Consider the following 25,901-nt stretch of genomic DNA (forward strand, 5'->3'; position numbering starts at 1 on the left):
TTTTATTTTGTCTGAGTGCTAACGATAGTGGCTAACTTGATTGTAAAACGCGGGATATGATAAAATTTTAATTTTTGTTTGTGAATGCGGATTTATTTCGCGCTGTTCTGCCGCGTTTTCGTTTGCTCAATAAAAATATTTCAATTTCTCCAGGGTTTTGATTACTACCCACCTGCCGCGTTTTGCTAGGCTTAAATTGTAGAATTAATGGGCACGATAAGTAGGAGGTGTGAGATGGTGAAAACAATCGCCGTAGACTACGGAAAAGGGGGGAAGAACATTGAGGCAACGAAAACTGATTCACGGACTGCTTGCTGCGTTATTGGTGATGATGCAGTTGCTAACGCTACTGCAGATTCGTTCAGTACACGCCGTTGCGCAACCTAGTGTTAAACAAACACTCGTGGACACTTCAGATTTGTCACTGGATGTCGTCGGCGTGCAAAACGGTGACGTGATCGACTGGACGGTGAATTATGAACGCCCAATCACCGCGACTGACCGCGCGTTGAAACTTGACGTCAAAGCCGGCGACACAACCATATCGCCACGAGATCCAACTAACTGGCAACAACTTCAAGCGGTTGATCCTCAATGGTGGCAAGAAAGTGAATTCTCCACACAAGCCAAAGGGAGCTTGCACTATCAAACCCCGATCGATCAACCTAGCTTGACGATCACCGCGCAACTCGACGAACAAACCACCACCCAAGTTGAAGCGGTAACGCCGCTAGCAGAAACTGACGGTGAAGCAGCACCACAAGCAGACCCAACACCAGAATCCACTGTGACCAGTGATTTATTAGACCCTGAAATTGCTGGGCCGCACACAGTCACCATGCCGCAGACGCAAGCTGAAGAAGAAGCGGCAATTGATGACGAAATCGCGGAACAAGAAGCGTCCGAAGCTGTTGGTGAAGCAGTGACCACGGCGGAATTACCAGAAGCCGCAAGTGTCGCTGAAGTGCAATCAGCACCAGTTGTTAGAGCCACCGAGTCGGTCACAAAACCTTCAGGGCCGGCTTTTGAAGCGGCGAATTTAGTTTTGACGCTCACTGCTGGTGCCAATACCGGTCAAACGCCTGAACAATTGATCCAAATCAACGTTTTGACTGCAGATGGGACTGGCGCATCACCCTATGGGACCATCAAATCCAAAAGTACTGGTAGCCATGAATACAACTCGCGCTACAACATGGAAAACTATACCTCGCACAATTACGTGGCTGGCTCTAAAAGCCGGGCTGTATTCTTCGAAACACCGGCAGAAGCTCAAGCCTCCAAAATCGAAGTGTCCTATCCCCATGTTGGACAAGTGCAAGATGCTAACGGCTTCTTACATGATATCGGGGCCTTCGTAACTGTTAGCAACTTTAAGCATGCGGCTCATGAATGGACCAACCGCAACAACATGGCAATCGATTTTGCCAGTAACTTCTATTCAGGGGTTTCCATCGCCAACACGCGCAGCTTTAAATGGGAAGTCACCTTTTTCCTAGCTGGAACGACCACGCCGATCGAATTTACAAAAAATTCCGGCGGGAAGCTCACTTTCACGTCGTTAAATCCAGGGGAGTTCGTTAATACCAACTCCGGGCTCGAATTCTCTACTGCTGATCCAGACGCGATCAAACTCACCAAATTAAACTCGAAGTATCTCGCACCGGTGAACTGGGACCATGAAGGTGGTTGGGGCGGTTCGCAAAGCTTTCAAGAATTCATGGCTATGGAAAATGGCGCCTGGCCCGGGCAAAGCGAGGACTTTGAAGTGGAAGGCTATACCTCATGGAAATGGGGCAACTGGAACGAAGGGGCAACCATCGACACCGATATCGAATGGCAAGATAAACTTGGCGCCCCTACTTTTGGTCACGGGGCAGCCGCCTTCGCCTTAGCAGGCACGACTTTCAGTTTCACTCGCGGCTCTTATGCCGTTGCTGGGAGTACCTGGTTAGCCAATGCTTCTGGTGATGCCGAGTTTATTGTACCGCAGACCTTGAATCTGAATAAATCCATTTCCAGCAAAGAATTGGAGGCTGGCGGCAGCTTCAACGACATCAAAGATCTCGACAAAGAAGCCATTTACACTGACAACAACTTGCATGAGCAAAATGTGAATGACTTTGCCGATCCACTAACGCCGATGTATTACTACATCAATCAAGAAACCTACAACATTCCAACTGAAGTGGTCAGCCGTCCTAGTCAAATCATCATCACTGATACCTTGCCAGCAGGCATTGAAACCTGGACTGCTGACGCGAAAGCCAATGTGGTAGTTTATAACGAAAAACCAAGCACCACCAAATTCTTACCGGCAACAGTTGTTTCTAGTCGCGACAGTGAAGATCGACAAGTCTTAACGATCACTTTAAAGACTGATGCCACTACGGCAATGTCGTTTACTGGCGGCTACTTCTCGATTCGCATCAAGGTGAAGACGACGTACAAGCTGGATCAACTCACGGAAACCGTCCGCATGGAAAACCAAGCCTTCGTCAAAATGCTTGGCGCCAAAGGAGAAGTCGGCTATGACGATCACACCAATATGGTTTGGACTGAGCTGACGCCACCCAAACCAGCATTAGTGAACGCTGAATTCATCAAAGTCGATCAATTCGGTAAGGCACTTAAAGACGTGACCTTTGACTTATTCGCCGATGAAGCCGCGCAAGGCGTTGCCATTCAAACGCAAACTTCCTCAACCGATGGTACGGTGACGTTCACTGATGTCGCGCCTGGCGACTATTGGCTCAAAGAAACCAATACCCCAGCCGGCTACGTGCCGCTCACGCAAAGCATTAAGATCACCATTCAAAACGATGGCACCATCAAATGGCCAGACGATTGGGACACTGGTGACAAAGTGGTCAATAAGTTGAAACCATGGACCATCGAGTTGGAAAAAACCGATGATCAACAAAAACGGTTAAGCGGCGCTGAATTCACGTTAACCACGGCTGATGGCCTTGAAGTGGGCAAAGGTACGACTAATGGCGACAGTGCCCTCACCTTTGACAATGAGAATCTGCTGCCAGGCGATTACGTGTTAGCTGAAACCAAAGCCCCAACCGGCTTTAACCAGCTGACGGGCAAGTTCACCTTTACCTTGAACTTAAATGGTAAGGTTTCAAACTTCACCTATACTGGCGATGATCTCAAAGAAGGGCAATACACGTTCAGCGCAAGTGATCACGTGTTGAAGCTAAGCGTGGAAAACAATTCTGAAGAAATTCCATTACCAGTCACTGGGGGCAATGGCATTCAAGCGATGATCGCCGCATCTGTGGTGATCATGTTAATGGCGTTGATGCTTGGCTGGCACTGGCGAAAGGAGGTCGCACGATGAAAAAACTAATCGCCTTTTTATCGCTGTTGGCCTTCTCTTGTATCGTTTGGGGGCAAACCCAAACCGTGCACGCACAAGATTTGACCACGTTGATGTTACACAAGCGCATCTACCGTGATGCCCGCTTGGCCAATGTCGAGCAGTGGGAATATGACAACCATGGTCAAGAAGTGATCCAATCAGACCACTCGTTTGGCCTCAACGGCGCAAACTTCGATGTTTACGACGCCAGCGACTTTTATGCCAAAGCCAAGACTGATGGCGAAACTGAAGCCGAGTTCGCCCAACGTTTAGCCCAACTTGACCGCAAATCCGCCGAAGCTTTGGCGAAAGCACATGACTTGCCGACGGTGGCCAACTTGAAAACCGCTACCGTTAACGGCGAAGACGGCGTCGCCAGCCTGAATGTCCCAACGTATTCAGGCGACCACTATGCCGCCTACTTGTTGATCGAAACTAGCGTGGATGCAGATACCTTAGTCAACGTCGACTTGACGAAAAAGGCCGCCCCGATGTATTTGCGACTCGGCCACACCAGTCAAACCACGCTAAATCCGGTGCATCTCTATCCCAAAAACGTCGGCTACGTCCGCGATCCCTTCTTCTTCAAATGGGGCAAGCAACTCGACGGCACCACCAAACGCTTGAAAGGCGTGACCTTTGCGCTGTATCGTGTCGATGAAACCGGGAAAAAGTTATACCTGGATTCAGCCCCAGTCTTTGACCTCAAAAACAACTGGATTGCAACAACTGAGCCGATGAATAACGTTCAAGTGGCGAAATTTATTTCCGATGAGCATGGCTTAGTTGACTCTGGGGAGCGCTTTTTACCCGCTGGGACGTACTACTTTGAAGAATTGCAAGCGCTAAAAGGTTATGCCAAAGCTTCAAAACCTGTGGAAGTGATCGTGCCTGCCACTTGGTACGATGACGACGGCCACTTTTTGCCCGTGACCATCAATGGTGAAGCGATGGACGAAACACTTTCCGGCGTGGTCAAAGAATCCACCATTCAAAAAGGGCATCCACGCGTTTACAACACCCAACTTCAACCAAGCACTACGCCTAAGCCCAGCACCCCGGCCCAAAGCTTGCCAAGCACCAGCTTGCCAAGTATGGGCGCTGCAATGTCGTGGCTGGCAGTGATCATTGGCCTCATCATGATGATTGCGGCATTACGTTGGCTGAACAAGAAACGTTCACTTTAGGGGGAAACAAATATGAAAACCACCAAGCTTACCCGCACCCTGTTAACCGGGATGATGACTTGCACGATGGCTTTAACCGCTGTATCCGTTGGGAGTTTCGTTGCACCAGGCGCAACGCAAACCGTATTAGCTACCGACACGACCCCAGCACCAGACACGTTCACCTTGAACCTGCACAAATTAAAGGTGCTGGATGGGCGTGAATTTGAAAACGATGGCTCCACGAACATTCCTGGCGTTAATTTACCAGGACTGGCAAACGTTGATTTTCAAATTTACAATGTCACCGCCCAATTCTACGCCGCCAAAGCTCTGCCTGCCAACGAAGGTAAAACCAATGCCGAAATCGCCAAGCTGTTAAGTGACAGTTGGGACTATGACAGCCCTGCTGGCACCTTAGTCGACACCGTCAAGACCAATGCCAACGGGGTCGCCACTAGACAATTGGACACCCGCACTGACCTCAATGGCAATAAAGTGCATAGTGTCTACATGTTTGTGGAAGTCGCAGGTACAGACAACGCAGATTATGTGACCGCGCGGCCGTTTATCTTGGGGATGAGCGACAAATTGGCGAAACAGCCGAGTGTGGATCTGTATGCCAAAAACTACGGCGTTCAAAAAGACTTACTGGATGACGATGGCGATGCATTAGCTGACGGCTACTATAGCTACAACGTTGGCGATGAGCTGCATTATGTCTCCTCTTCTCCAATTCCAACCAAGCGCGCCATGGATGCCGAAGCATATACAGGCTTGCGTTTCTATGATGAAATGACCCATGCTGGGACGGATCTGGTTGCCATCGATGACATTTACTATCAAACCACAGCTGCCGACGGGGTGGTTACAAAGCATAGTGTCGCTACCGATTTTAACCAGGTCTTTACTTTGATCACCTCAAATGATTCCGGGTGGGCGAATAGCACGCGCAAGTTTGCCGGGTTTGAATACCGCGTGGATTGGTCAGATACCAGCAGCTGGACGGCTGAAAAACGCCAAGCCTTGACGGACCTGCTCGATAAAATCGCTGGCAAGCAGCTGTATTTTAGCTACACCATGACCATCAACAAAGAGGCGACCCCTTATCAAAGCATCGGCAACAAGTTCTATGGCTACTTCACCAACAAACATGGCGAAGATAAAACGGTGGATAACGCCCCAGAAGTGGAAACTGGCGGTCACAAATTCGTCAAACGCGATGCCGACACGAAAGTCGGCTTGAACAACGCGCACTTTTTGATCAGCAAAGTGATTAATGGCGAAACGAAATACGCCAAACTTTGGGTCGTTTCCGATGATGAGGACGTTGACGATGTCGAATTGACGAGTACCAATGGGATCTACAAACCAGACAAGATCACCTGGGTCGACAAAGCTGACGCCACCACGATCATTTCTGGAAAAAATGGCAACCAAAATGGTCAATTAGCCATTTATGGGTTGGAAACTGGGGCCTATCAGTTAGTCGAAACCAAAGCCCCAACTGGTTACACGTTCAAAAAAGCCAACACTGACTTCACGGTGGAAGAAGCCATTGCCACGACCCAAGAACTGGAATCCGAAAATGTGGACAACTATGGGAATGATCCGATCTTGCCGATCACTGGTGGGACTGGGATCGTCGCCTTCTTGGCAGTCGGGGCGATGGCTATGGGCGGTGCCCTGTATTACAAGAAGAAGAAAGCTTAAGGCAACACTTGGCGAGGCATCTCGCCATACATAAGGAGGCGCGCCATGTCCAAGCGGTTTAAAAACTTATTGGTATTGCTTGTGTTCTTTGCCGGTCTGGCCGTGTTCGCCTACCCATTTGTGGCCAGCGCTCTGAACACCGTCAGCACCCAAATTCCCCAACGCGAAGCCGCCGTGCAAGCCGAGCGCAACGCAAAACAACTCGCCGCCAAGAAAAAAGCAGAAAACGCCGAGCTTGCGGCCAACGGTTTGCGACCCAGTGGCGATGTGTTCAAAGAAACCAGCAAAACCGCCTCTGCCAAATATCTCAATCAACACTTGATCGGCGCCGTCGCCATCCCCAGCCTCGATGTCTATGTGCCGTTATATGATCAAACCAATGAGGTGTTACTGCAATCAGGTGCCACCGTGTTAGGGGGTACCAGCTACCCCACTGGCGGTGCTTCAACGCACACGGTGATTTCAGCGCACGCTGGCTTGCCTACCAAAGCCCTATTCACCAACCTCCCCAAACTCAAAGTCAACCAGCGCTTCATTCTCACCGTGGGCCAAAAGCGCTTGGCCTATCAAGTGGAAAAAATCGACGTGGTCTTGCCCAAAGATGTTTCCAAGCTTCAAATCGAAGCCGGCCGCGATCTCGCCACTTTAATGACGTGTACGCCATACGGCATCAACTCCCATCGCTTATTGGTGACGGGCAAACGCGTGCCATTGAAGCAAGTGGCAGCTGAATCAATTGACGACACCGCCAAACGCCAGTGGTGGCAAGCTATCGCCAAAATTATCGCGGCAGGGCTCGCCTTGATCATTTTCATCATTTTAATGATCCGCACTTGGCACAAATATCGCCCAACCAAATCTTCACAAAAAATTCACAATTAACGCGCATGATAATTGTTGTATGTGCCACTATCTTAAGATGACACTTAAATGCGTTACTTCTATTAATAGTGCACACCATAACACGTCGATGGGTCCGGCTGAAATCAGTCTGGCCTATGTTTTTTGGGAAAGGAGCAACACCTTGGACGAAGCACAACGTCAAAAGTCGCCGTGGCGGCGCAACCTTGCGATTTTATGGGGTTGTACCTTTGTGGCAGGGATCGCCTTTTCAGAGATCATGCCATTTATGTCACTGTATGTCGGCGAACTCGGCGACTTTAGTAAAGCCCAGGTTTCATTTTATTCAGGATTAGTGTATGCGGCGACGTTTTTAGTCACAGCGATCGTCAGCCCGATGTGGGGCGCCCTCGCCGATAAAAAAGGCCGCAAGATCATGCTGATCCGCGCGGCCTTTGGGATGGCTGTGGCCATGTTTTGCATGGGGCTGGTCACTAACGTCTGGGAACTCATCGCATTGCGCGCCTTGCAAGGATTGTTTTCCGGCTACATCTCCAACGCACAAGCCTTGATTGCCAGCCAAACCCCGCGCTCAAATGCCGGCAAAGCACTGGGCACTTTGGTCACAGGCTCAACTTCTGGGATGTTGATGGGCCCGATCATCGGTGGGGCCTTGGCGCAATTCTTCTCGATTCGCGACACCTTTTTCATCACTGCCGGACTATTGCTGTTAACCGGGATCATGTCTGCATTCTTCGTCAAAGAAGATTTCGTGCCGATCCCGGCGCGGCCCAAAGCAGCTAAGCAAAAAGGCCTGCTGCGCGGATTATTATCCCAGTTTGCCAATCCGAAGTTGATCATCGTGTTACTGTTTTCCACCTTGTTCGTACAACTCGGGAATGCCTCAATCGCCCCCATCGTCTCTTTGTATGTCAAAGAGTTGATGCACGGCAAAGGCGCATTCGCCTTAGTCGCTGGGATCATCGCCGCGTTGCCTGGGATCTCAAACATTATCGCGGCCCCGCGTTTGGGTGAATACGGGGATCGACACGGCAGCGGGAAAGTCTTAGTCGCTGGTTACTTATTTGCAGTATTGGTTTATATTCCGCAAGGCTTTGTGCCAGGCGTCATCACGTTAGGCATTTTGCGCTTGTTAGTTGGGATCTCAGATGGCGCCTTGTTCCCTACGATTCAAACCTTACTGACGAAAAACTCCCCAGTCACTGCGACTTCGGCAATTTTCTCTTGGAACCAGTCCTTCCAGGCCCTCGGTAACATGTTCGGGGCGCTACTCGGCGGGACGTTGGCTGGGATTTTCAACTACAATGTGGTGTTCATCGCCACAGCTTGCTTGTTATTGATCAACTTCTTGATGCTGTGGTTCACCGAACCGCAATTGCGGACGGGGAAAGCATAGAACATAAAGTCGAACGCATAATACCCTCGGCTTTTTTTATACGCAAGTGACAATTTTGTTCGTTGCCCCCTACCGCTTTCTGGCTTATATTCAGCGTGGAGATGGGAGGGTGACAAGATGAAATATCGGTATATCTATTATCTCAGCGGCGTGATCATGGGTGGCATCATGCTGTGGGCGATTTTCAAACCAGGCACGGCGTCTTGGGTGGCATTCGCGTGCTGGCTACCGTTTCAAATCGGAGAATTTTGGTATGGGCGCCGCCTGCAACGCTTCAACCAACGACAAGCGACGGTGATTTGGGCGTTGGCCGATCAGCTGGGCTTCACCGCCGGCGATTTGAAACGATTAGCAGGGAAATACGGTGAACTCGATTGGCAAAATACCCATCCGGAAAATATGCAATTCTACCCCAGCCAAAAAGTGATGGTTTCCGTGATCCGTCAATTAAAGCAGGAACGAAATCTGCGCGAAATGGAACTGAAGCAGCATGGAAACGTTATTGAATAGTTGTCAGATCGCTTTGTCCATGTTAAACTAAAGCCATAGAAAAAACGTGGTGGGTCAACACCACGCCGGAAGAGTTCTCCTCAGCAGGCAGTTTTCAAACCGGCAACTATCAGTACAATTTGTTATGACAAATCGCGCTTACTAGCCAAAGTATATCAGCGCGATTTTTTATTGCCGTTTTTTCGTTTCGACTTCTTTGAAGTCTGACGCATCGCAATCCAATACGGCGCTACTGACGTAAGCAACGCTGCCAATGCTGTAATTCAATCAGTGATCGAAACTGACTGGTCGCATTGCTGGACCACGACTGTGACTGCTAACACAGCCACCGACATAGAGACACTCCTTTCCTAGATTTTGTTTCTGCCACAGGTTGCATAGGCATCCACTCCCTCCAGTACTGAAAGGTCACCGCTTTGTTCACTTTTCTGCTTAGAGAAATCATATCAAGGAATCGCTTCGAAAAGTAGCCCCAAACGTTTATAATTGAATATTCAATTTGTTATTTAATTACAAACTAGAACGCGTTCGTCAACCATCGACGAACGCGTTTTTCATTATAGTCTGGTGATCCCAATGCGCTTAGGATCTGTGTCTTTTTCAGCATAAGGTGTCTCAATTTGCCCGAGCGTCACGCCGCACACAGGCTTGAACCCGTCAGGCAACTGCAACTTAGCGATTACAGATGGGGTTTGGTTGATAGCTGCCACTGCGCCCCAGATATAGCAGAACCCAACGCCTTCATCGACGGCTTTCAAAGCCAGGTTGTGCGCGATGATCGCCGCACTGGAGAAATCAGCATTTTGTTCGCCTTGAGCGGAAACCAACACGAACGTCGGGGCCCCGTAAAGCATTTTGCCACCATGACGATGAAACAGCGTAGCGGTGGCAGATTCGATACTGTTTAAAATTTCTGGGTCTTCAATCACAGTTAAATGGTAATTTTCGAATTTCCCCAAAGCCACTGGTGCCAACTCACCGGCTTGAAGAATTGCCTCTAACTGGTCACGCGAAATCTTTTCACCAGTATAAGCACGTTGCGCATGCCGTAATGATAAAACTTCTGATAATTCCATCTACAATGCCCCCTACTTGGTGGCGATCACATTTTGCGCCAAGCTGTTCATAAACTTGGCGATTGCCTCTGGTTCCCCATGGCGCAGCGCCCAGTCAATGGCCGTGAAGGCATTGGTCGCATATAACTCTTTGGCAAACTCCGCCGGCACGCAAAGTTGCACCTGTGGCAACAACTGCGCCGCGCGCTTGCGCAAGACTTCGCGGTACTCATGGCCGAGATCCGCACTTGGCTCGTGCACGTCCAAGAGCGTCTTGACCGTATCCGCATCCCCAGAAAGTCCCGTATACAGCGCTTGTAAAAAGGCATCAACGTCTGGCTCAGACAAGGTCGCCATCAACTCGTCAAACTGCGTGGCATACAAGTGAACCAATTCTTCCAGCACCGCCAGCTTGTCAGCGTAGTAAAAGTAAAACGTGCTACGCGGCAAATCGGCTTGCTTACATAATTGATTGACTGAAATTTCTACAAAGTCCGTGGTGTGTAAGCTGGTGATCAAAGCTTTATACAAGCGACTGGCAACAGTACTTTTGGGCAAATCAGACATGGACGCACTCCTTTGAATATTCTGTTTTCAGTTTAACACGTTTGGCTTGGAATTGCCGCGAACTTTTGGTAAGCTGAACATGTTAATGGAGGGATTATGATGAGCATTTTGACTGAGACTTATACTTTAAATAATGGCATTAATATTCCCCAAGTCGGCTTCGGTACTTGGCAGATTCCTAACGGTGATGTCGCCTACCGTGCAGTCAGTGAGGCGCTAGCAGCCGGCTATCGGCACATCGACACGGCACTCGTTTACGGCAACGAGAAATCCGTAGGCCGTGCCATCGCCAACTCCGGCATTCCCCGCTCCGAGTTATTTGTCACCACCAAGCTCCCAGCCCAAACCAAAGACCGTGTCGGCGTCGTTGATGCCTTCAACCGTTCACTGGACAATTTGGACATGCCTTATGTCGACTTGTACTTGATCCACGCCCCTTGGCCTTGGTCGATGCCCGGCGTGCGCTATGATAAGCAGAACTTGGTAGCCTGGGATATGATGCAGCGCTTCTATGATGATCACCAAGCCCGCGCCATCGGGGTATCGAACTTCGATGATCATGACCTCGCCAATATCATCGATCATGGCGATTTGAAGCCCGCCGTCGATCAGATTCAATACTACATCGGCGCTACCGAACCGATCAACGCCGGCTTCGCCCAGAACAATGACGTCTTAGTTGAAGCTTATTCCCCACTGGCTACCGGCGGATTGTTGGATAACGCCGACTTGCGGCCGTTTGCAGACAAGTATGGCGTCTCGATTGCACAGTTAGCGTTACGCTTCGTGTTACAAAATGGGGTTTTGCCACTGCCAAAAGCGACGAGTGCCGCGCATATCCAAGCCAATACCCAGCTGGATTTTGAAATTTCTGCTGACGATATGGCGAAACTCAACGCGATGCCAGACTTTTCACCTGATGGCGCGCATAATAAGACGCAACGATAACCCACATATAATAGAAGAAACGCGGTGCGATCCTCTGATTCGAAGGATCGTACCGCGTTTCTTTGGGTCTTGCCATCATTGAATATTTATGTTCTTGTCACTGAAACATAGGTCTCTTATCATGCACTACCTGCGGTGTCATGATACACTATCTAGAGCAGAAAAAGTTGAAAACGGTTGGTTAATCTGGACCTTGTGAGGTGGTGCCTATGCACTTTTTCCAAACTCTCGGGAAAGGAGGAACCTTTTTGTGAGCGTGGATGCGGCTTTAGTCATCATGTTAACCTTTGGGGTCTTGGTAATTGATCTCATTGGGTTGGTGATTAAACTCATCGAAATTGTGATCAAACAAAAAGACCGCAAGTAGACTCGGACAGGAGTTTACGGTCTTTGACCTGATAAATGAATGCCAACCGTCTTTAACGGTCTGCGGCGTCGTGTTGGTAGCACGGCGTTTTTCTATACCCAAATCATAACATGTCATGTCACCGAATTCAAACAATTTTATGACCCAGCTTGCCCATTTGCGCACTCGAAAGGATCGACATGCTTAATCGAAATAATAAGATCATTCCTACCGATGCCGATAGGTTTTCCGCAGCCGATACGCTCGAAGAAACGCGTAACTACTACGGCTTCACGTCAGCAGACTTCGCAAAACAAATCGGTATTTCCGAACTGGCGCTTACTCAAATATTACATCGACGAGCTTTTCTCTCTCCAGCTGCCGCGAGTTCAATTCAAAACGTAACCGGAATTCCAGATTATCTACTGCTTCAATTAGATTCGGATTACCTGCATACACATGCTTAACTATTGTAGATTGTAATTCACGTCCAACTGCAGCGCCTCCGTGCACTGATGCCAGTGACAGTCTGAATCCGATCCGCCATGTCGGCACTCATCCTCACTTCTCGTGCTAAAATCCAAGACAACTATTCCTGTGGTATCTGAAGTTCATGTGGAAAATCAGATTCTGTTAATCGGCTGATGAATTCGTCGGTTTAAGCTTTAACCCAACGCTATCTTTCAACGAATATTTCATCATTAATAATTCTTCTTTGTGTCTAAAGGGACAAAAAATGTCGCATGACTTCCCGTCTTGCGGCATTTTCATTTGTTCAAGCTTTATTTCGTCAAAACCGTCACTGATTCGATTGAAGTGGTTTGTGGGAACATATCCACTGGCTGGTTGGACTTAGCAGTATAGCCAAATTCTTGTAAGGCGGCGATATCACGGGCCAACGTGGCTGGGTTGCAAGATACGTAAACCACTTTGTCTGGCAACATTTTGCCCACGGCGGCAGTGAATTCAGGCGCCAAGCCTTTGCGTGGCGGATCGACCATCAAGACGTCGGCATGCAAGCCGTCTTCTGCCCACTTGGTCATCACGTCTTCCGCTTTGCCGACCACAAATTCGGCATTTTTGATGCTGTTGAGCGAGGCGTTGACTTTGGCGTCATGCACCGCTTCTGGCACCACTTCCACCCCTAAGACGCGCTTGGCATGTTTGGCCATGGACAAGGAAATCGTCCCGATCCCAGAATACGCATCGATCACAGTTTCGTTGCCTTTCAGATCAGCCGCGTCGATGGCTTGTTGATACAGCACTTCCGTTTGTTGCGGGTTGACTTGGTAGAACGACAATGGGCTGATGCGGAAGGTGCTCCCTAACAACTGGTCTTCTAAGTAGTCGTGCCCAAACAAGGTGCGGGTCTTCTTGCCTAAAATGACATTGGTTTTGCGATTGTTCAAGTTCAACATCAAGCTCGCCAATTCCGGCAAAGCTTCAGTCAACTCTTTGACAATGTCTTCTAAGTGGTCGACGGCCCAAGTATTGGTGACTAAAACGATCATCAATTGATGCGAGAAATACCCACGACGCACCACGATATGGCGGATCACACCGGAGTTGTCTGCTTCGTTGTAAGCTGGGATCTGGTACTTGCGCAATAAGTCCCGCACCATCAACACGGCTTTGTCAATTTCAGGATCTTGAATGTAGAAATCTTCCAGTGGTAACAAGTCGTGGCTGCGACGCTTGTAAAAGCCAGTCGTCAACACGCCGTTGACCATGCGTACCGGAATCTGCGCCTTGTTGCGGTAACCGAATGGCTGATCCATCCCTAAGGTTGGTTTCACTTCGATGTCCAGTTTCGCCTTTTGGAAAAGGGTCTCCACTTGATGTTGTTTGAATTTCAGTTGCGCAGGGTAAGCCAGGTGTTGCAACGGCGCGATACCTGTTTGCGCGTAGGCCTTCGCTTTTGGTTCCACCCGATCTGGTGAGGCCTCAAGCAATTCTGTCATCCGAGCAAAAGCAAACTTCTTTTCGGCTTTGGTGATGTGAGCGACCACTTTTTCACCTGGTAATGCCCCGTCGACAAACAACGGATAGCCGTCGACTTTGGCGACCCCCATGCCTTCATAAGTCAGGTCTTCAATGGTGACAGTCAGTTCTTGATTTTTTACTACCGGCGTTTTAGCCAAATTTATTTCTCCTTATATATCCGTGCAATTGTTGCGTACACTTGACCATACCTTATTTTGGGCGGAAAAACAACCGTCGCTTGATTCAGTCCCATACGCCAAACCACATGATCGAAGCTTATACTCAAAATTCAAGCTTGCAGTAATATTTGTTACAATTTTGTCGACGATTCGTCATAAATGCTTGCGTCATCCACTGACATTGCCTAAACTTATCAGTAGTAGGACTTAGGAGGCCACTTATGCTTGCACACATGTTAACGGTGATCGTCTTCACGCTTTTAGGCGGCTTAGGCTACACTGTATTATTTGGATTATTAGAGAACTTTTCTGCCAAACGCGCGGCAGCCAAGCATACTGTTGGCCAGTTTCAACAGGCCCTCCCGTTGGTGATTGCCGTATCGCTGCTACTGATCGCCATGCGCGTCATCAACAAGGCCGCCAACGCGCAAGGCATGCAAGAGTATTGGCTATTGATCAACTTGCAGTTGTTGATCATGATGTACACAGATTTAATGATCGACAGCTTTTTTGCCTTCTTGATCTTAAAAATCGTCGATGGGATCACTTTTGCGGCGACTGGTGCAATGACGGCGGTCGTTTGGCTTGTGTTTATTATCGTTGGCTTAGCCCTGTTTTACGAAAGTCATTATGCCCGTGGTTGGTCGCCGGATAATCCTTGGTTATTTGCTTTGCCGCCTTTGGTGATTGATGCGGGATTTTGGTTAGTGATCCGCTTGGCTTATCACACGCAATGGTATCTGGTGATCATCAATTTTGTCAGCTTCACGATTGCGATGTTGGTGATCTTTTTCAACGGTCGATCTCAGCGCAGCTCCGAACAAGTGATGGCGCGCTTGACTCACGAAACGCAATTTGACGCGCTAAGTGGCGTACGCAACTGGGCTATGTTTCAAAACGATTTGACCAAAGCCTATGCCAAAGCCACCACCGATAAGCCGCTTGGCGTGATGACCTTTGACTTGGATCACTTTAAATCGATCAACGATGAGCACGGTCATTTAGCCGGCAATGCCGCGTTAAAAGCCGCTGCCCAAGGGCTAGATGCAATGTTGCAAAATGCCGATCCGCATTATCACGTGTATCGCACTGGCGGCGAAGAATTTGCCGTGATCTTACCCAACACCACGTGCACTCAAGCTAAACAAATCGGCTTGAACGCCTTAGCGTGTATGCGCGGGCTCCAAGTCGCCACACAAGCTGGCACCTTAAATTTAACGGCAAGTTTTGGCATGACCTTAGCCCAAGTCGACGACCGCGATGCGACAATGACCTTCCGCCGCGCTGACCAAGCCTTATACTTAGCTAAAAATGCTGGGCGGGACCGGTTAGCCATCGACAAAAATATTTTACCAGCCTAGTATTTGAAAAGCGTCAGCTCACGACAACGTGAACTGGCGCTTTTCATTTATTTACCGATTTTCCCGTCGCCATTGATGTCACTTTCAGAAATCGTTTCGACTTCTTGTAAGTAATCCTGCTGGGCGGCATCGTCGGCAATGTTGCCATCGGGAATTTCGGAAACGTTGGCATACATTTCAATATGTTGGCGCAAGTTTTGGAAGGTCATCGGCGCAGAACCACCGTAATCGCCGTCCAAATTGATCTTCAATTCTTCGCCATCTTCACGGGTAACGACCAGGTTTTGGGTCTTGGTGTAAATGATGTTAGGATCATCGACATGGCGGCCGCCGTTTAACACCTTGCCCATTAAAACTAAATATTCTGGAAGCTTGGCGGTTTTCACCACGATCAAAGAGAACTTGCCATCCCCTAAACTTGAATCTGGCACGATTTGTTCAAAGCCGCCGATGGAGTTCGTCATCGCCAACAGGAACATCGATGCCGGGCCATCATAGACGCCATCATCATATTCCAAGTGGATCGGGAATTGTTTGATGGCTGGCAGCATTTCAGCACCTTTCATCACATAAGCAAAATAGCCAAAAATCGACTTAAATTCACTCGGCACACCGTAAGTCAGCTCAGTCAATAAGCCCCCGGCAGCAATATTCATAAAGTAATGCTTGTTGGCTTTCCCGATATCCATGCGCAAGGTTTGTCCGGCTAAAATCACCTTGGCTGCGGCCACAGGGTCTTCGCGGGGAATGGCCAATGCGCGCGCATAGTCATTAGTGGTCCCTGCTGGGATGATCGCCATTTTTGGACGGTGGCGATGAGGCGCGATGCCATTGACCACCTCATTGATCGTGCCGTCGCCGCCTGCCGCCACGATCAAATCAAAGCCATCAAGGGTGGCGCGAGAAGCTTCCTTTTTGGCGGAAAACGGTTCTGGCGTGGTTTGGTAAGCGCTGGATTCATACCCCGCTTGTTCCATCACGTCTAAAATATCGGCAACATAGCGCTTCATGCCTTCGTTGCCGCTGGTTGGGTTATAGATCAATCGTGCGCGTTGAGTCATCTTGCACGTCCTTTCACAAAAAGATTCCAGATTAATTATGCGCGATTGCGCGGATAAAATCTAGTGTAAAAGGCTTCAGGCGTATGGTTGTCATGTTTAAATGTTGGTAAAGTGCTGAGTGTCTGTTCAATGTCTTCTATGGTCTAACCAAAAAGTTCGAGTATGTTTATCGAAAAGGCGTTGTCGTCACCTTCAGCATATTTTTTAAGTTGTTTGAGACGATGCATCAGAGAAGCTTCATTTGACAAATGATACTAAGTCAGCTTTAATTCCGGTTACAACTATCGCACGCTGTCCAGTAGCGTACGTGTGCTTTGAATTTTCCAGTTAGCGATACCAATCGCCTTACGCCCGAAAATCTGGGGACTGCGAGGTTTTTCGCCACTGCAGTGAATTGGATCAGTTGCCGGTGCGGCCGGCTGCAGCTTTCGAACACAAACCGTTCGAGGAGCTTTCGCCTAGATTTAGAACCAAAGAAAAACACTTTGTTTCTAAATCTGCCGGTGAAATCCGCGCGAGCCACCAAAAACGGCGTCTCACTTGATTTCACTGCCACGGGCAATGGTCCAATTCACCTCCGTTCTGCCAAACCATCGCAGCCCCCAGATTTTTCTCCGTTGATATCGCTAGCTTACACATTCAACCGACAGCAATGCGCAAAAAATATCACGTCAGAGTTGGTAACACACGTTTCGTAGCCATCAGGTGCCAGTGGTCTGGCGAAGTGGAGGAACTGAAATCATCGAACGTGGCAGAAATATTAGCGGAGACAGTGGTCTTCTGGCTCCGCTAATATTTCAGGCGAATTCAAAGACGCGGGTTTCGGCTTTGAATTCAGGCATAAGAACATCGGCGGTTTGTGCCGATTTCTGGAGCCGGCCGGCCACGAGAGATGATTTCAGTTCCGTAACGAAGCCAGACCACTGGCACCTGATGGCGGCATTTTGTTTCAAACAAAAAAGCCGCGATTCAAAAATCACGACTTTTCACACACATTCAATTAACGTTTCTTGATCTCTTGCATCAAGATTTGGTTGACCACTTTCGGGTTGGCTTTGCCGCGGGTCTGCTTCATGATGTTCCCCACCAAGAAGCCGATGGCCCGATCTTTACCTGCTTTGAAGTCGTCGATAGATTGTTGGTTATCATCTAAGACGGCATCGATGATCGGCGTCAGTTGCGCCGGATCGGATAACTGCACCATTCCTTTGGCTTCAACGAAAGCCTTCGGATCCGTGTCGTTTTCGATGATTTCTTTGAAGACCTTTTTGGCGATTTTAGAAGAAATCGTGCCATCAGAAATCAAAATGATCATCCCAGCCAAGTGTTCAGGTGTGAGCGCGACATCTTTGAGTTCTTGATGTTGCGCGTTTAAGTAACCGGACACTTCACCCATCAACCAGTTAGAGGCGAGCTTGGCATCAGCGCCAGCCGCAACCGTGGCTTCAAAGAAGTTGGCCATTTCAAGCGTTTGCGTCAACACGCCAGCATCGTATTCTGGAATGCCCCAGTCAGCGACATAATGCGCCCGACGAGCAGCTGGTGGTTGTGGTAAGCGGCCAGCGACTTCATCGATCCACTTTTGCGACACATGCACTGGTGGCAAGTCTGGTTCTGGGAAGTAGCGGTAATCATCCGCGCCTTCCTTGACCCGCATTAAAATGGTTTCCTTCTTGTCGACATCCCAACGGCGCGTTTCTTGACGAATTTCACCGCCAGCACGCAAGACAGCTTGTTGCCGGGCTTGTTCGTAAGCCAAGCCGTCGCGCACATGGTTAAAGGAGTTCAAGTTCTTGATTTCCGTCTTGGTGCCGTACTTGTCTGCGCCGATCGGAGCCACGGACAAGTTGGTATCAACCCGCATGGAACCTTCTTCCATTTTCACATCAGAAGCGCCGGTAAACTGCACGATTTGGCGCAGTTGTTCCAAGTATTGATAGGCTTCTTCAGGACTGGCGATGTCAGGCTTGGACACGATTTCAACCAGTGGTGTGCCTTGGCGGTTCAAATCGACATAAGAATAGCCGTCTGGTTCATGCTGGTTTTTCCCGGCATCTTCTTCGACGTGCAGTTCCGCGATCCCGATTTTCTTCTTTTTGCCGTCGACTTCGATTTCTACCCAGCCGTTAGTGGCCAGCGGCTGTTCCGCTTGGGTCACTTGGTAGGCTTTGGGGTTATCTGGATAGAAGTAGTTCTTGCGATCAAAGTGGGTATCGCGGGTGATGTCAGCGTGCAGCGCTAACGCCACCATGATGCCGTAGGAGTAGGCCCCTTTGTTGATTGTGGGCAAAACCCCAGGAAAGCCCCAGTCGATAACGTTGGTTTGGGTGTTTGGTTCTGCGCCATAAGACACTGGGGATGGAGAGAACATTTTAGATTTGGTTTTTAACTCGACATGGACTTCCAGGCCGATAGTCGTTTCAAAGTTCATTAACGCGCACCTCCTGGGATCAAGTCAAGATAATCGTTTTGGCTTTCAAAGGCGTCAGCCGCTTGATAAATTGTGCTTTCGTCAAAATGTTTGGCGATCAACTGCAAGCCCACTGGCATCTTGTCGACAAACCCGGCAGGGATCGACGCTGCAGGCAAACCGGCTAAGTTAACCGGAATGGTCAAAATGTCGTTCATGTACATGGTCAATGGATCCGTCACTTTTTCACCGATACCAAACGCGGTGGTTGGCGTGGTTGGACCCATGACCAAGTCATAGTTTTCAAAGACTTGGTTGAAGTCTTCGGTGATGAGCGTCCGCACTTGGGCGGCTTTTTTGAAGTAAGCATCATAAAAGCCGGCAGACAAGGAGAACGTCCCTAACATAATGCGGCGCTTAACTTCTGGGCCGAAGCCTTCAGAACGAGAGCGCACGTAAACATCCGTCAAATTCTTCACGTCTTTGGCGCGGAAGCCATAACGGATCCCATCAAAGCGTTGCAGGTTGGATGAGGCTTCGGAGCTGGCAATGATGTAATAAGCCGGAACGGCATACTTGGTATGTGGCAAGGAAACCGTATCGACGGTGGCGCCTAAAGCGCGGAATTGATCGGCCGCTTTTTGAATCGCAGCGACAATTTGTGGATCAATGCCTTCGCCTAAATACTCTTCAGGCAAAGCGATTTTCATGCCTTTGATACTTTGGCCGATTTTTTCAGTGAAGTCAGGCACATCAAAGTCAGCACTGGTAGAATCCTTCTCGTCGTGGCCGGCGATCACATTCAACACGCGGGCCGAATCTTTCACACTGCGCGTCAAGGTGCCGATGGCGTCCAAGCTGGACCCAAAGGCGATCAAGCCCCAACGTGAAACCCGGCCATACGTTGGCTTGAAGCCGACGATGCCGTTGAAAGCGGCAGGCTGGCGAATCGAGCCCCCAGTATCCGTCCCTAAAGCGGCAAGCACTTGGCCAGAGGCAACAGCGGCAGCGGAGCCACCTGATGAACCACCAGGGACTTTGGTGTGGTCCCAAGCGTTTTTCGTGGTTTTGAACGCGGAGTTTTCCGTTGAAGAGCCCATGGCAAATTCATCCATGTTCAACTTGCCGACGTTGATGGCCCCGGCGGCATTGAGCTTTTCAACGACTGTGGCATTATAAATCGGCACGAAGTTTTCGAGCATTTTGGACGCGGCAGTGGTGGTCAAGTCCTTGGTCACGATGTTGTCTTTGATTGCCACGGGAATGCCAGACAGTGGTTGATCGGCATTGATGCCAGCCGCGTCAACGGCTTGGGCTTGAACTTGGGCTTGGTCATTCAAGTTCAAAAAGGCGTCAATGTCTGGATCGATTTCAGCGATTTTAGCCAAAGTGTCTTTGGTTAAATCTGCGGCAGTGATTGTGCCAGCAACTAATTGGGCATGCAAAGAGTCGATGTCAGTTGTAAAGTAATCCAAACTAGTCTTCCTCCTTGTCGATGATAGCAGGCACTTGAATCAAAGTGCCTTTTGAGGTTGGCACGTTTTTGAATAAATCTTCAGTCTTCGTATCATTGACCGCGACGTCTTCGCGCATCACATTTTGTAAGTGGATGGATTGCGTCGTGGCGGGAACGCCTGTGGTATCAACGGTTTCCAGTTGATCCACCATGTTTAAAATGTCGTCGAGTTGGTTGGTGAATTGGTCGAGCTCAGCATCACTGAATGCTAAGCGCGATAATTCAGCGACGTGTGCGACACTATCTTTTGAGATCATCGTATCCCTGCTTTCATTATTGTTGTGTGATTTTCACACTTATCGTTTCAATTCTACCATTAAATAAGGATTTCTTGAAGCGACCGTGAAACCTAACCTGACAAAAATGGTGGTTTCAATCAGCGATTCCAGTCAGTCGGCACAACCAAATCAAGGCACTGGAGGTCGCGCCAACTGACCGCCAATGTTCTCTAATACTCTTTCATCTTTAAATCCGGCTTCTGAAGTTGTATTGCTGTCCGGCATCGACAGGGTTTCATAGCCGCTATCAGGCGCCAGTGGTCTAGCTTCGTTTCAGCGATTTGAAATTGGGACTCCAGCTGGCCGCCGCTGCATATAGAGGGTCCTCGGCCGAACTAGCCGAGATGTGTCGCTACGCTCCCCACTCGCCGGATTTCGACCTGCGGAAGACTGTAAGCGACAAGTCGCTAACAGTCTTCTCAATATGCAGCGGCGGCCAGCTTCCGTCCCAATTTCAAATCACTTCCACTACGCTAGGCCACTGACACCTGATGGCTACGAAACATCCATTACCAACGTCTATGTGACGATTAGTTGGGAAATACGGTCACCCGTAAGCGGGTTGAATCTGTAAGTTAGTAATCACAACGAAGAAAATCTGGGGGCTGTGATGGTTTGGTGGAACGGAGGTGAATTGGGCCATTGCCCGTGGCAGTGAAATCAAGTGAGACGCTGTTTTTTGGCGGCTCACTTGGATTTCACCGGCAGATTTAGAAACAAAGTGATTTTCTTTGGTTCTAAATTTAGGCGAAAGCTCCTCGAACGGTATATGCTCGAGAGCTGCAGTCGGCCGCACCGGCAATGGTCCAATTCACCGCAGTGGCGAAAAGCCGTCGCAGCCCCCAGATTTTCGGGCCGCAAGGCAGCAAAAAACCGAAACCTGCAGGAGGTTTCGGTTTTCGATCCTAGGCTTGACGCCAATTGATTTTTTCTTTGATGCGGCGAATGATCGCCATTTTGTTGTCCCAAGCGGCTTGAGACAAGTCGACGGGGTAATCTTGCGGGTTGAGCACCCGGGTATATTCATCCCACAGTGATTCGACGCATTGCATCGCAAACTTGCGAATATCGACCAACTTCGGCAACTTGTAAACCAAGTCCCCGTGATCAAAAATGGTTTGCAACAATGGACGGGCATCAAAGTCGGTGATGGTTTTGTTGATGTAGGTGAAGTTGGGATGGAACATGTACAATTCTTCCAAGCTGGCCACATCTTCATAAGCTAACGCTACATAGTCGCCTTCAGACTTGCCGTTGGCGTGACGAGTGATACGCCAAACTTGCTTTTTGCCTGGCGTGGAGACTTTTTCAGCGTTGGAAGATAACTTGATCGTATCTGCCATTTCGCCATGATCATCTTCAATGGCCACCAGTTTGTACACCGCGCCTAACGCCGGGTGATCAAAGGCGGTGATCACTTTGGTCCCGACGCCCCAAGTATCGATTTTGGCGCCTTGCATCTTCAAGTTTTGAATGGTGTTTTCATCCAAATCATTCGAAGCGACGATCTTGGTATCGGTGAAACCAGCATCATCAAGTTGTTGGCGGACGCGTTTAGAGATATAAGCCATATCCCCTGAATCGATGCGGACGCCTTGGAAATCGATTTTATCACCCATTTCCTTGGCCACGCGAATGGCCGCAGGAACACCAGAGCGCAAAGTGTCATAGGTGTCCACTAAGAAAGTCACATCATGGTTCACTTCGGCGTATGCTTTAAAGGCAGCATAGTCATCTTGATAAGCTTGCACTAAAGCATGGGCATGGGTACCTGAAATCGGAATCCCGAAAACTTTGCCTGCACGCACGTTAGACGTGGCATTGAACCCACCGATAAAAGCGGCGCGAGTGCCCCACATGGCCGCACTCGTTTCTTGCGCGCGCCGGGTCCCGAATTCCATCAACGGATCATCGCCAACCACTGAGCGAATGCGAGCGGCTTTAGTGGCCACCAAGGTTTGATAGTTGATGATGTTTAGAATCGCCGTTTCGACCAGTTGGCCTTGTGCCAGCGGGCCTTCGACTTGTAAAATCGGTTCGTTATTGAACACCAAATCCCCTTCAACCGCAGAACGCACAGTGGCAGTGAATTTCAAGTTCGCCAAATAATCCAAGAATTCTTGCGGATAGTCGGTGACGTCTTTGAGATAAGCGATGTCGGCATCGGAAAAATGCAGATCTTGCAAATATTGCACCACATGTTCCAAGCCAGCAAACACCGCAAAGCCACTCCCGAATGGCAAATCGCGAAAGTAAACTTCAAATACGGAGTTCTTCTCAGCGATGCCTTGCTTCCAGTAGGTGTACATCATATTCAATTCGTAAAAGTCAGTATGGAGGGCGAGCCCGTCATCTTCGTATGTCATGTTTAGACCTTTCAGATTGTTACGCGTAATACGCGAATTCATTTCGTGTTGCTACTATTCTACCGCGGGTCACAACAGATAGCAAAACCCCGCGTGAAAATTTTCACGCGGGGTCACTTTTTAGCGTTCCAAGACCAATTCGAACCGGTCAGCCACATATTGCGTGCGGACATATTCAAATGGGCGCCCATCTTGTAAAAATGAGATCTGCCGCAACCGCAAAATCGCACTGGCGCGTTTGATCTCTAAGTAATCCGCGATGCGTTCGCTGGCGACGGTGGCGCCAACGGTTTGTTGCGCCCCGCCGATCACATAGCCACCTTTTTTCTCTAAGGTGTGATAAAACGAGGTGGTCACTTCGGATTTGGAGAAGTCTTTGATCAAATCAAACGGAATGGTCGCGACTTCAAAACAAATCGGCACGCCATCCCCATAGCGAACGCGTTCCATGCGCAACACTTGGACATTGTCGTCGAGTTTCAACTTTTCAGTTTCTGAAATCGAGGGCTTGGCCACGTGGTAAGAAACGGTTTTGCTTGAAGGGACTTTGCCTTGGGCAACCATCACATCAGAAAAACTGGTGACCCCAGAGACCTTTTCTTGCACTTTGCGATTGGCGACATAAGTCCCGGCCCCGACGCGCCGTTCCAAAATGCCTTCATCAACTAAAGTTTGGATCGCTTGGCGCAACGTCATCCGCGACACTTGAAAACTCGCTGCCAGTTCGCGTTCGCTAGGAATGCGATCCCCGATCTGCCATTTGCCGGCTTCGATTTGCTCGCGCAGTGCATTATGAATTTGGATATAAACTGGGAATTCCACAGAAATTCGTCCTTTCGTGATTGGTCTATGTTGTCATCATAACCGGTATAGACCAAAATTGCAAGCGCCTATTGTTCTTCCTGATCTTTAGCGATCGTGGCATCGACACCGGCAACCACTGAAGGCATGAAACCTGCTGCTTCCATCGCCAACAATCCAGCAACTGTCGTGCCACCAGGACTGGAAACTTTATCCACCAAGTCAAATGGCGATTCTGGACTTTGCAACACCATCGCGCCTGAGCCTAACACGGCTTGGGCCGCAATTTTATCGGCTTGCTTTTTGGTCAAGCCATGTTTGACCCCAGCGCGCGCCAACGCATCGATAAACATGTAAACAAAGGCGGGACTAGATCCTGCTAAGGCCACGAAAGTCGAAAAATGCTTTTCCGCCAACTCAATGGTTTCACCGATGGTATCAAACCAAGCGACGACAGTATCTTTGATGTCTGCGGCGGCAGGGTTGGCGGCATATGCGGTCATCCCTTGGTTGATCGCGACATTTAAGTTCGGCATCACGCGGATCAACTGATAATCTTTGGTGCCTAAGAAGCCTTCGATTTGCAGCAGTGACACCCCAGACAACAACGACAGCAATGGTGTGGTTTTGGCTTGCAATGCCGGATTGATTTCTTCGATCACGTCTTGTGCCATCACTGGTTTAACGGCTAACACGACCACATCAGAGGATTCGATCACCGCGGTGTTGGAGTCAACCGTTTGCACGCCTGACTTTTGCGCGTATGCTTCATAGTTGGCAGGATGTCCGCCGTGGATCACAATGTCAGCTGGCGCAAAGGTTTTGGCCTTCAACAACCCGTCGATAATCCCTTGCGCCATGTTCCCAGCGCCAATGAATCCCAATTTCATGAAAATGCCTCCCGTTTCTACTATTGTATCCAATTTACCGATTACCTGACGTAATGTCAAGATTGGTCTAGTCGAAAAGCGCTATCATGTCGCAGATTTTATGCAATTGGTTGCGTGATTGTTCGGCTTTCTAATAACAAAACACGCCAAGGTGGTCGACTCCAGTTGGATGGGCATGGAACGCAGTCCACCTTGGCGCAAGCTCACTTATCCTTTCGTTGAGCGGTTCCAAGCAACGCATCTACGGCTAGCTACCGCTTGGAACCGCTCTAAACATCGTCGTGTTTTTCAAAGCAACGCCGACACAGCTAGCTACGCTTGAGACTTCAAGGCAAAAGCCCGCTTTAAAGTCTCAAGCGGGCTACCTGGTCGGCTAAGTTCGCTTGGAAACACACTGGCTTATCGTCGAGCGTTTTGAAGCAACGGCGATACAGCTAGCTACGCTCAAGCACTCGGACCAAAGAACTGTCCAAACACTTGAGCTAGGCTACCTGATCGCCTAAGTACGCTTCAAAACGCTCTGGGTACAAAAAACCGACTCACCACGCAGATGAGTCGGTACCAATTGGGGTAGCTGGATTCGAACCAGCGCATGACGGAGTCAAAGTCCGTTGCCTTACCGCTTGGCTATACCCCAATGATATAATGGAGGATCTAGGATTCGAACCTAGGAACCCGAAGGAACGGATTTACAGTCCGTCGCGTTTAGCCTCTTCGCTAATCCTCCGTCAATCAACTTTAATAATATACAAAATTTTCGCCGTCGACGCAACCCCTTTTTGCAAAATTCTGCCTAAACTTCCAGCCACACCAAGGTTTTGCGCCATTCTTCAAACCAGTCACTGCCGTCCCACTCATTTAAGCGCCGCAACCCATAGCCCATCGGCTGGTGATAATAAGTGGTATTGGCGATAGTTTGTGCGGCCTGGCGTTTGTGCAAGTGGCCGAACACCACATCATTCACATTTCTGGCTTCAAGCAAGTCGCCTAAGCGCTGTGACCCCATTAAAGCCGTGGCCATTTGCCAATGCGCATGATTTGGCGCGTAGATCATAAAAGCTTTTTGCGGCGCGCATTTTAGAATCAAGTTAGCCACTGTCTCAAAATTTTTTGGACAATAAAAA

At 49.2% G+C, this 25,901-nt stretch carries 20 protein-coding genes, 2 tRNA genes and 1 pseudogene; 10 read left to right on the top strand and 13 right to left on the bottom strand.

Annotated features, from left to right (window positions below):
- Window positions 1-280 precede the first annotated feature (280 nt).
- The 6 genes from FD01_RS14605 (at window position 281) to FD01_RS14630 (ending at window position 9,016) form a co-directional block, all read left to right on the top strand.
- Entirely contained in the window at window positions 281-3,349 is a 3,069-nt protein-coding gene (locus FD01_RS14605) for an MSCRAMM family protein (RefSeq protein WP_056965046.1), read from the top strand.
- Entirely contained in the window at window positions 3,346-4,557 is a 1,212-nt protein-coding gene (locus tag FD01_RS14610) for a pilin N-terminal domain-containing protein (RefSeq protein ID WP_056965048.1), read from the top strand. The genes FD01_RS14605 and FD01_RS14610 overlap by 4 nt, the downstream gene beginning before the upstream one ends.
- Before the next feature lie 12 nt (window positions 4,558-4,569).
- Window positions 4,570-6,249, top strand: coding sequence for a SpaH/EbpB family LPXTG-anchored major pilin (locus FD01_RS14615; RefSeq protein WP_056965050.1), 1,680 nt, complete (start codon window positions 4,570-4,572; stop codon window positions 6,247-6,249).
- Window positions 6,250-6,294: 45 nt separating this feature from the next.
- Window positions 6,295-7,131 (top strand): class C sortase, encoded by an 837-nt coding sequence (locus FD01_RS14620; RefSeq protein ID WP_056965053.1) that lies wholly within the window; start codon window positions 6,295-6,297, stop codon window positions 7,129-7,131.
- A gap of 142 nt (window positions 7,132-7,273) precedes the next feature.
- Window positions 7,274-8,506, top strand: coding sequence for an MFS transporter (locus FD01_RS14625; RefSeq protein ID WP_056965054.1), 1,233 nt, complete (start codon window positions 7,274-7,276; stop codon window positions 8,504-8,506).
- A gap of 117 nt (window positions 8,507-8,623) precedes the next feature.
- Window positions 8,624-9,016: a hypothetical protein gene (locus FD01_RS14630; protein WP_054716414.1), complete on the top strand. Its 393-nt coding sequence runs from the start codon at window positions 8,624-8,626 to the stop codon at window positions 9,014-9,016.
- 557 nt (window positions 9,017-9,573) lie between these two features.
- Here FD01_RS14630 and FD01_RS14635 read toward each other — a convergent pair.
- The gene (locus FD01_RS14635; RefSeq protein ID WP_056965056.1) at window positions 9,574-10,092 is read right to left on the bottom strand and encodes a nitroreductase family protein; all 519 of its coding nucleotides are present in this window, start codon (window positions 10,090-10,092) and stop codon (window positions 9,574-9,576) included.
- Between the two features lie 12 nt (window positions 10,093-10,104).
- Window positions 10,105-10,638 (bottom strand): TetR/AcrR family transcriptional regulator, encoded by a 534-nt coding sequence (locus FD01_RS14640; protein WP_054716420.1) that lies wholly within the window; start codon window positions 10,636-10,638, stop codon window positions 10,105-10,107.
- A gap of 99 nt (window positions 10,639-10,737) precedes the next feature.
- On the opposite strand from FD01_RS14640, the gene FD01_RS14645 reads away from it, so the two are divergent.
- The 3 genes from FD01_RS14645 (at window position 10,738) to FD01_RS16225 (ending at window position 12,399) form a co-directional block, all read left to right on the top strand.
- Entirely contained in the window at window positions 10,738-11,586 is an 849-nt protein-coding gene (locus tag FD01_RS14645; RefSeq protein WP_056965059.1) for an aldo/keto reductase, read from the top strand.
- Between the two features lie 250 nt (window positions 11,587-11,836).
- Complete coding sequence (locus FD01_RS15890) at window positions 11,837-11,953, top strand: putative holin-like toxin (RefSeq protein ID WP_082611951.1); 117 nt, start codon at window positions 11,837-11,839, stop codon at window positions 11,951-11,953.
- A 179-nt stretch (window positions 11,954-12,132) separates the two neighbouring features.
- Complete coding sequence (locus FD01_RS16225; RefSeq protein WP_152164767.1) at window positions 12,133-12,399, top strand: helix-turn-helix domain-containing protein; 267 nt, start codon at window positions 12,133-12,135, stop codon at window positions 12,397-12,399.
- A gap of 315 nt (window positions 12,400-12,714) precedes the next feature.
- Here the strand turns inward: FD01_RS16225 and rlmD are convergent, their stop codons facing one another.
- Window positions 12,715-14,073, bottom strand: coding sequence for a 23S rRNA (uracil(1939)-C(5))-methyltransferase RlmD (gene rlmD / locus FD01_RS14650; protein WP_056965061.1), 1,359 nt, complete (start codon window positions 14,071-14,073; stop codon window positions 12,715-12,717).
- A 242-nt stretch (window positions 14,074-14,315) separates the two neighbouring features.
- Here rlmD and FD01_RS14655 point away from each other — a divergent pair, with 242 nt between their 5' ends.
- Window positions 14,316-15,455 (top strand): GGDEF domain-containing protein, encoded by a 1,140-nt coding sequence (locus tag FD01_RS14655; protein WP_056965063.1) that lies wholly within the window; start codon window positions 14,316-14,318, stop codon window positions 15,453-15,455.
- A 47-nt stretch (window positions 15,456-15,502) separates the two neighbouring features.
- Here the strand turns inward: FD01_RS14655 and FD01_RS14660 are convergent, their stop codons facing one another.
- The 10 genes and pseudogenes from FD01_RS14660 to FD01_RS14705 all read right to left on the bottom strand — a co-directional run.
- Complete coding sequence (locus tag FD01_RS14660) at window positions 15,503-16,516, bottom strand: diacylglycerol kinase (protein ID WP_056965065.1); 1,014 nt, start codon at window positions 16,514-16,516, stop codon at window positions 15,503-15,505.
- 1,000 nt (window positions 16,517-17,516) lie between these two features.
- Entirely contained in the window at window positions 17,517-18,947 is a 1,431-nt protein-coding gene (gene gatB, locus FD01_RS14665; protein ID WP_056965068.1) for an Asp-tRNA(Asn)/Glu-tRNA(Gln) amidotransferase subunit GatB, read from the bottom strand.
- On the bottom strand, window positions 18,947-20,401 hold the full coding sequence (gene gatA / locus FD01_RS14670; RefSeq protein ID WP_056965071.1) for an Asp-tRNA(Asn)/Glu-tRNA(Gln) amidotransferase subunit GatA: 1,455 nt from the start codon (window positions 20,399-20,401) through the stop codon (window positions 18,947-18,949). Before gatA ends, gatB begins: the two co-directional genes overlap by 1 nt.
- Window position 20,402: 1 nt before the next feature.
- Window positions 20,403-20,699: an Asp-tRNA(Asn)/Glu-tRNA(Gln) amidotransferase subunit GatC gene (gene gatC, locus FD01_RS14675; protein ID WP_054716437.1), complete on the bottom strand. Its 297-nt coding sequence runs from the start codon at window positions 20,697-20,699 to the stop codon at window positions 20,403-20,405.
- Between the two features lie 926 nt (window positions 20,700-21,625).
- Window positions 21,626-23,086 (bottom strand): nicotinate phosphoribosyltransferase, encoded by a 1,461-nt coding sequence (locus tag FD01_RS14680; RefSeq protein ID WP_056965072.1) that lies wholly within the window; start codon window positions 23,084-23,086, stop codon window positions 21,626-21,628.
- Window positions 23,087-23,206: 120 nt separating this feature from the next.
- On the bottom strand, window positions 23,207-23,908 hold the full coding sequence (locus tag FD01_RS14685) for a GntR family transcriptional regulator (protein ID WP_054716440.1): 702 nt from the start codon (window positions 23,906-23,908) through the stop codon (window positions 23,207-23,209).
- 68 nt (window positions 23,909-23,976) lie between these two features.
- Window positions 23,977-24,777, bottom strand: a complete 801-nt coding sequence (proC, locus tag FD01_RS14690; protein WP_056965074.1) for a pyrroline-5-carboxylate reductase — start codon at window positions 24,775-24,777, stop codon at window positions 23,977-23,979.
- Window positions 24,778-25,342: 565 nt separating this feature from the next.
- Window positions 25,343-25,414, bottom strand: a tRNA-Gln gene (locus tag FD01_RS14695).
- A 9-nt stretch (window positions 25,415-25,423) separates the two neighbouring features.
- Window positions 25,424-25,504 (bottom strand) — tRNA-Tyr (locus tag FD01_RS14700).
- Window positions 25,505-25,570: 66 nt separating this feature from the next.
- Window positions 25,571-25,901, bottom strand: a pseudogene (locus FD01_RS14705) (hypothetical protein); the annotation flags it as partial.

The organism is Lacticaseibacillus manihotivorans DSM 13343 = JCM 12514 (assembly GCF_001435035.1).
Classification (GTDB): domain Bacteria; phylum Bacillota; class Bacilli; order Lactobacillales; family Lactobacillaceae; genus Lacticaseibacillus; species Lacticaseibacillus manihotivorans.

What these genes read in the sequence shown, in the direction of transcription:
- gatC (WP_054716437.1), bottom strand. Translation starts at nt 20,699, where the DNA reads ATGATCTCAAAAGATAGTGTCGCACACGTCGCTGAATTATCGCGCTTA.
- FD01_RS14620 (WP_056965053.1), top strand. Translation starts at nt 6,295, where the DNA reads ATGTCCAAGCGGTTTAAAAACTTATTGGTATTGCTTGTGTTCTTTGCC.
- FD01_RS16225 (WP_152164767.1), top strand. Translation starts at nt 12,133, where the DNA reads ATGCTTAATCGAAATAATAAGATCATTCCTACCGATGCCGATAGGTTT.
- FD01_RS14610 (WP_056965048.1), top strand. Translation starts at nt 3,346, where the DNA reads ATGAAAAAACTAATCGCCTTTTTATCGCTGTTGGCCTTCTCTTGTATC.
- FD01_RS14635 (WP_056965056.1), bottom strand. Translation starts at nt 10,092, where the DNA reads ATGGAATTATCAGAAGTTTTATCATTACGGCATGCGCAACGTGCTTAT.
- proC (WP_056965074.1), bottom strand. Translation starts at nt 24,777, where the DNA reads ATGAAATTGGGATTCATTGGCGCTGGGAACATGGCGCAAGGGATTATC.
- FD01_RS14645 (WP_056965059.1), top strand. Translation starts at nt 10,738, where the DNA reads ATGAGCATTTTGACTGAGACTTATACTTTAAATAATGGCATTAATATT.
- FD01_RS14680 (WP_056965072.1), bottom strand. Translation starts at nt 23,086, where the DNA reads ATGACATACGAAGATGACGGGCTCGCCCTCCATACTGACTTTTACGAA.
- FD01_RS14655 (WP_056965063.1), top strand. Translation starts at nt 14,316, where the DNA reads ATGCTTGCACACATGTTAACGGTGATCGTCTTCACGCTTTTAGGCGGC.
- FD01_RS14615 (WP_056965050.1), top strand. Translation starts at nt 4,570, where the DNA reads ATGAAAACCACCAAGCTTACCCGCACCCTGTTAACCGGGATGATGACT.
- FD01_RS14660 (WP_056965065.1), bottom strand. Translation starts at nt 16,516, where the DNA reads ATGACTCAACGCGCACGATTGATCTATAACCCAACCAGCGGCAACGAA.
- FD01_RS14630 (WP_054716414.1), top strand. Translation starts at nt 8,624, where the DNA reads ATGAAATATCGGTATATCTATTATCTCAGCGGCGTGATCATGGGTGGC.
- FD01_RS14640 (WP_054716420.1), bottom strand. Translation starts at nt 10,638, where the DNA reads ATGTCTGATTTGCCCAAAAGTACTGTTGCCAGTCGCTTGTATAAAGCT.
- gatB (WP_056965068.1), bottom strand. Translation starts at nt 18,947, where the DNA reads ATGAACTTTGAAACGACTATCGGCCTGGAAGTCCATGTCGAGTTAAAA.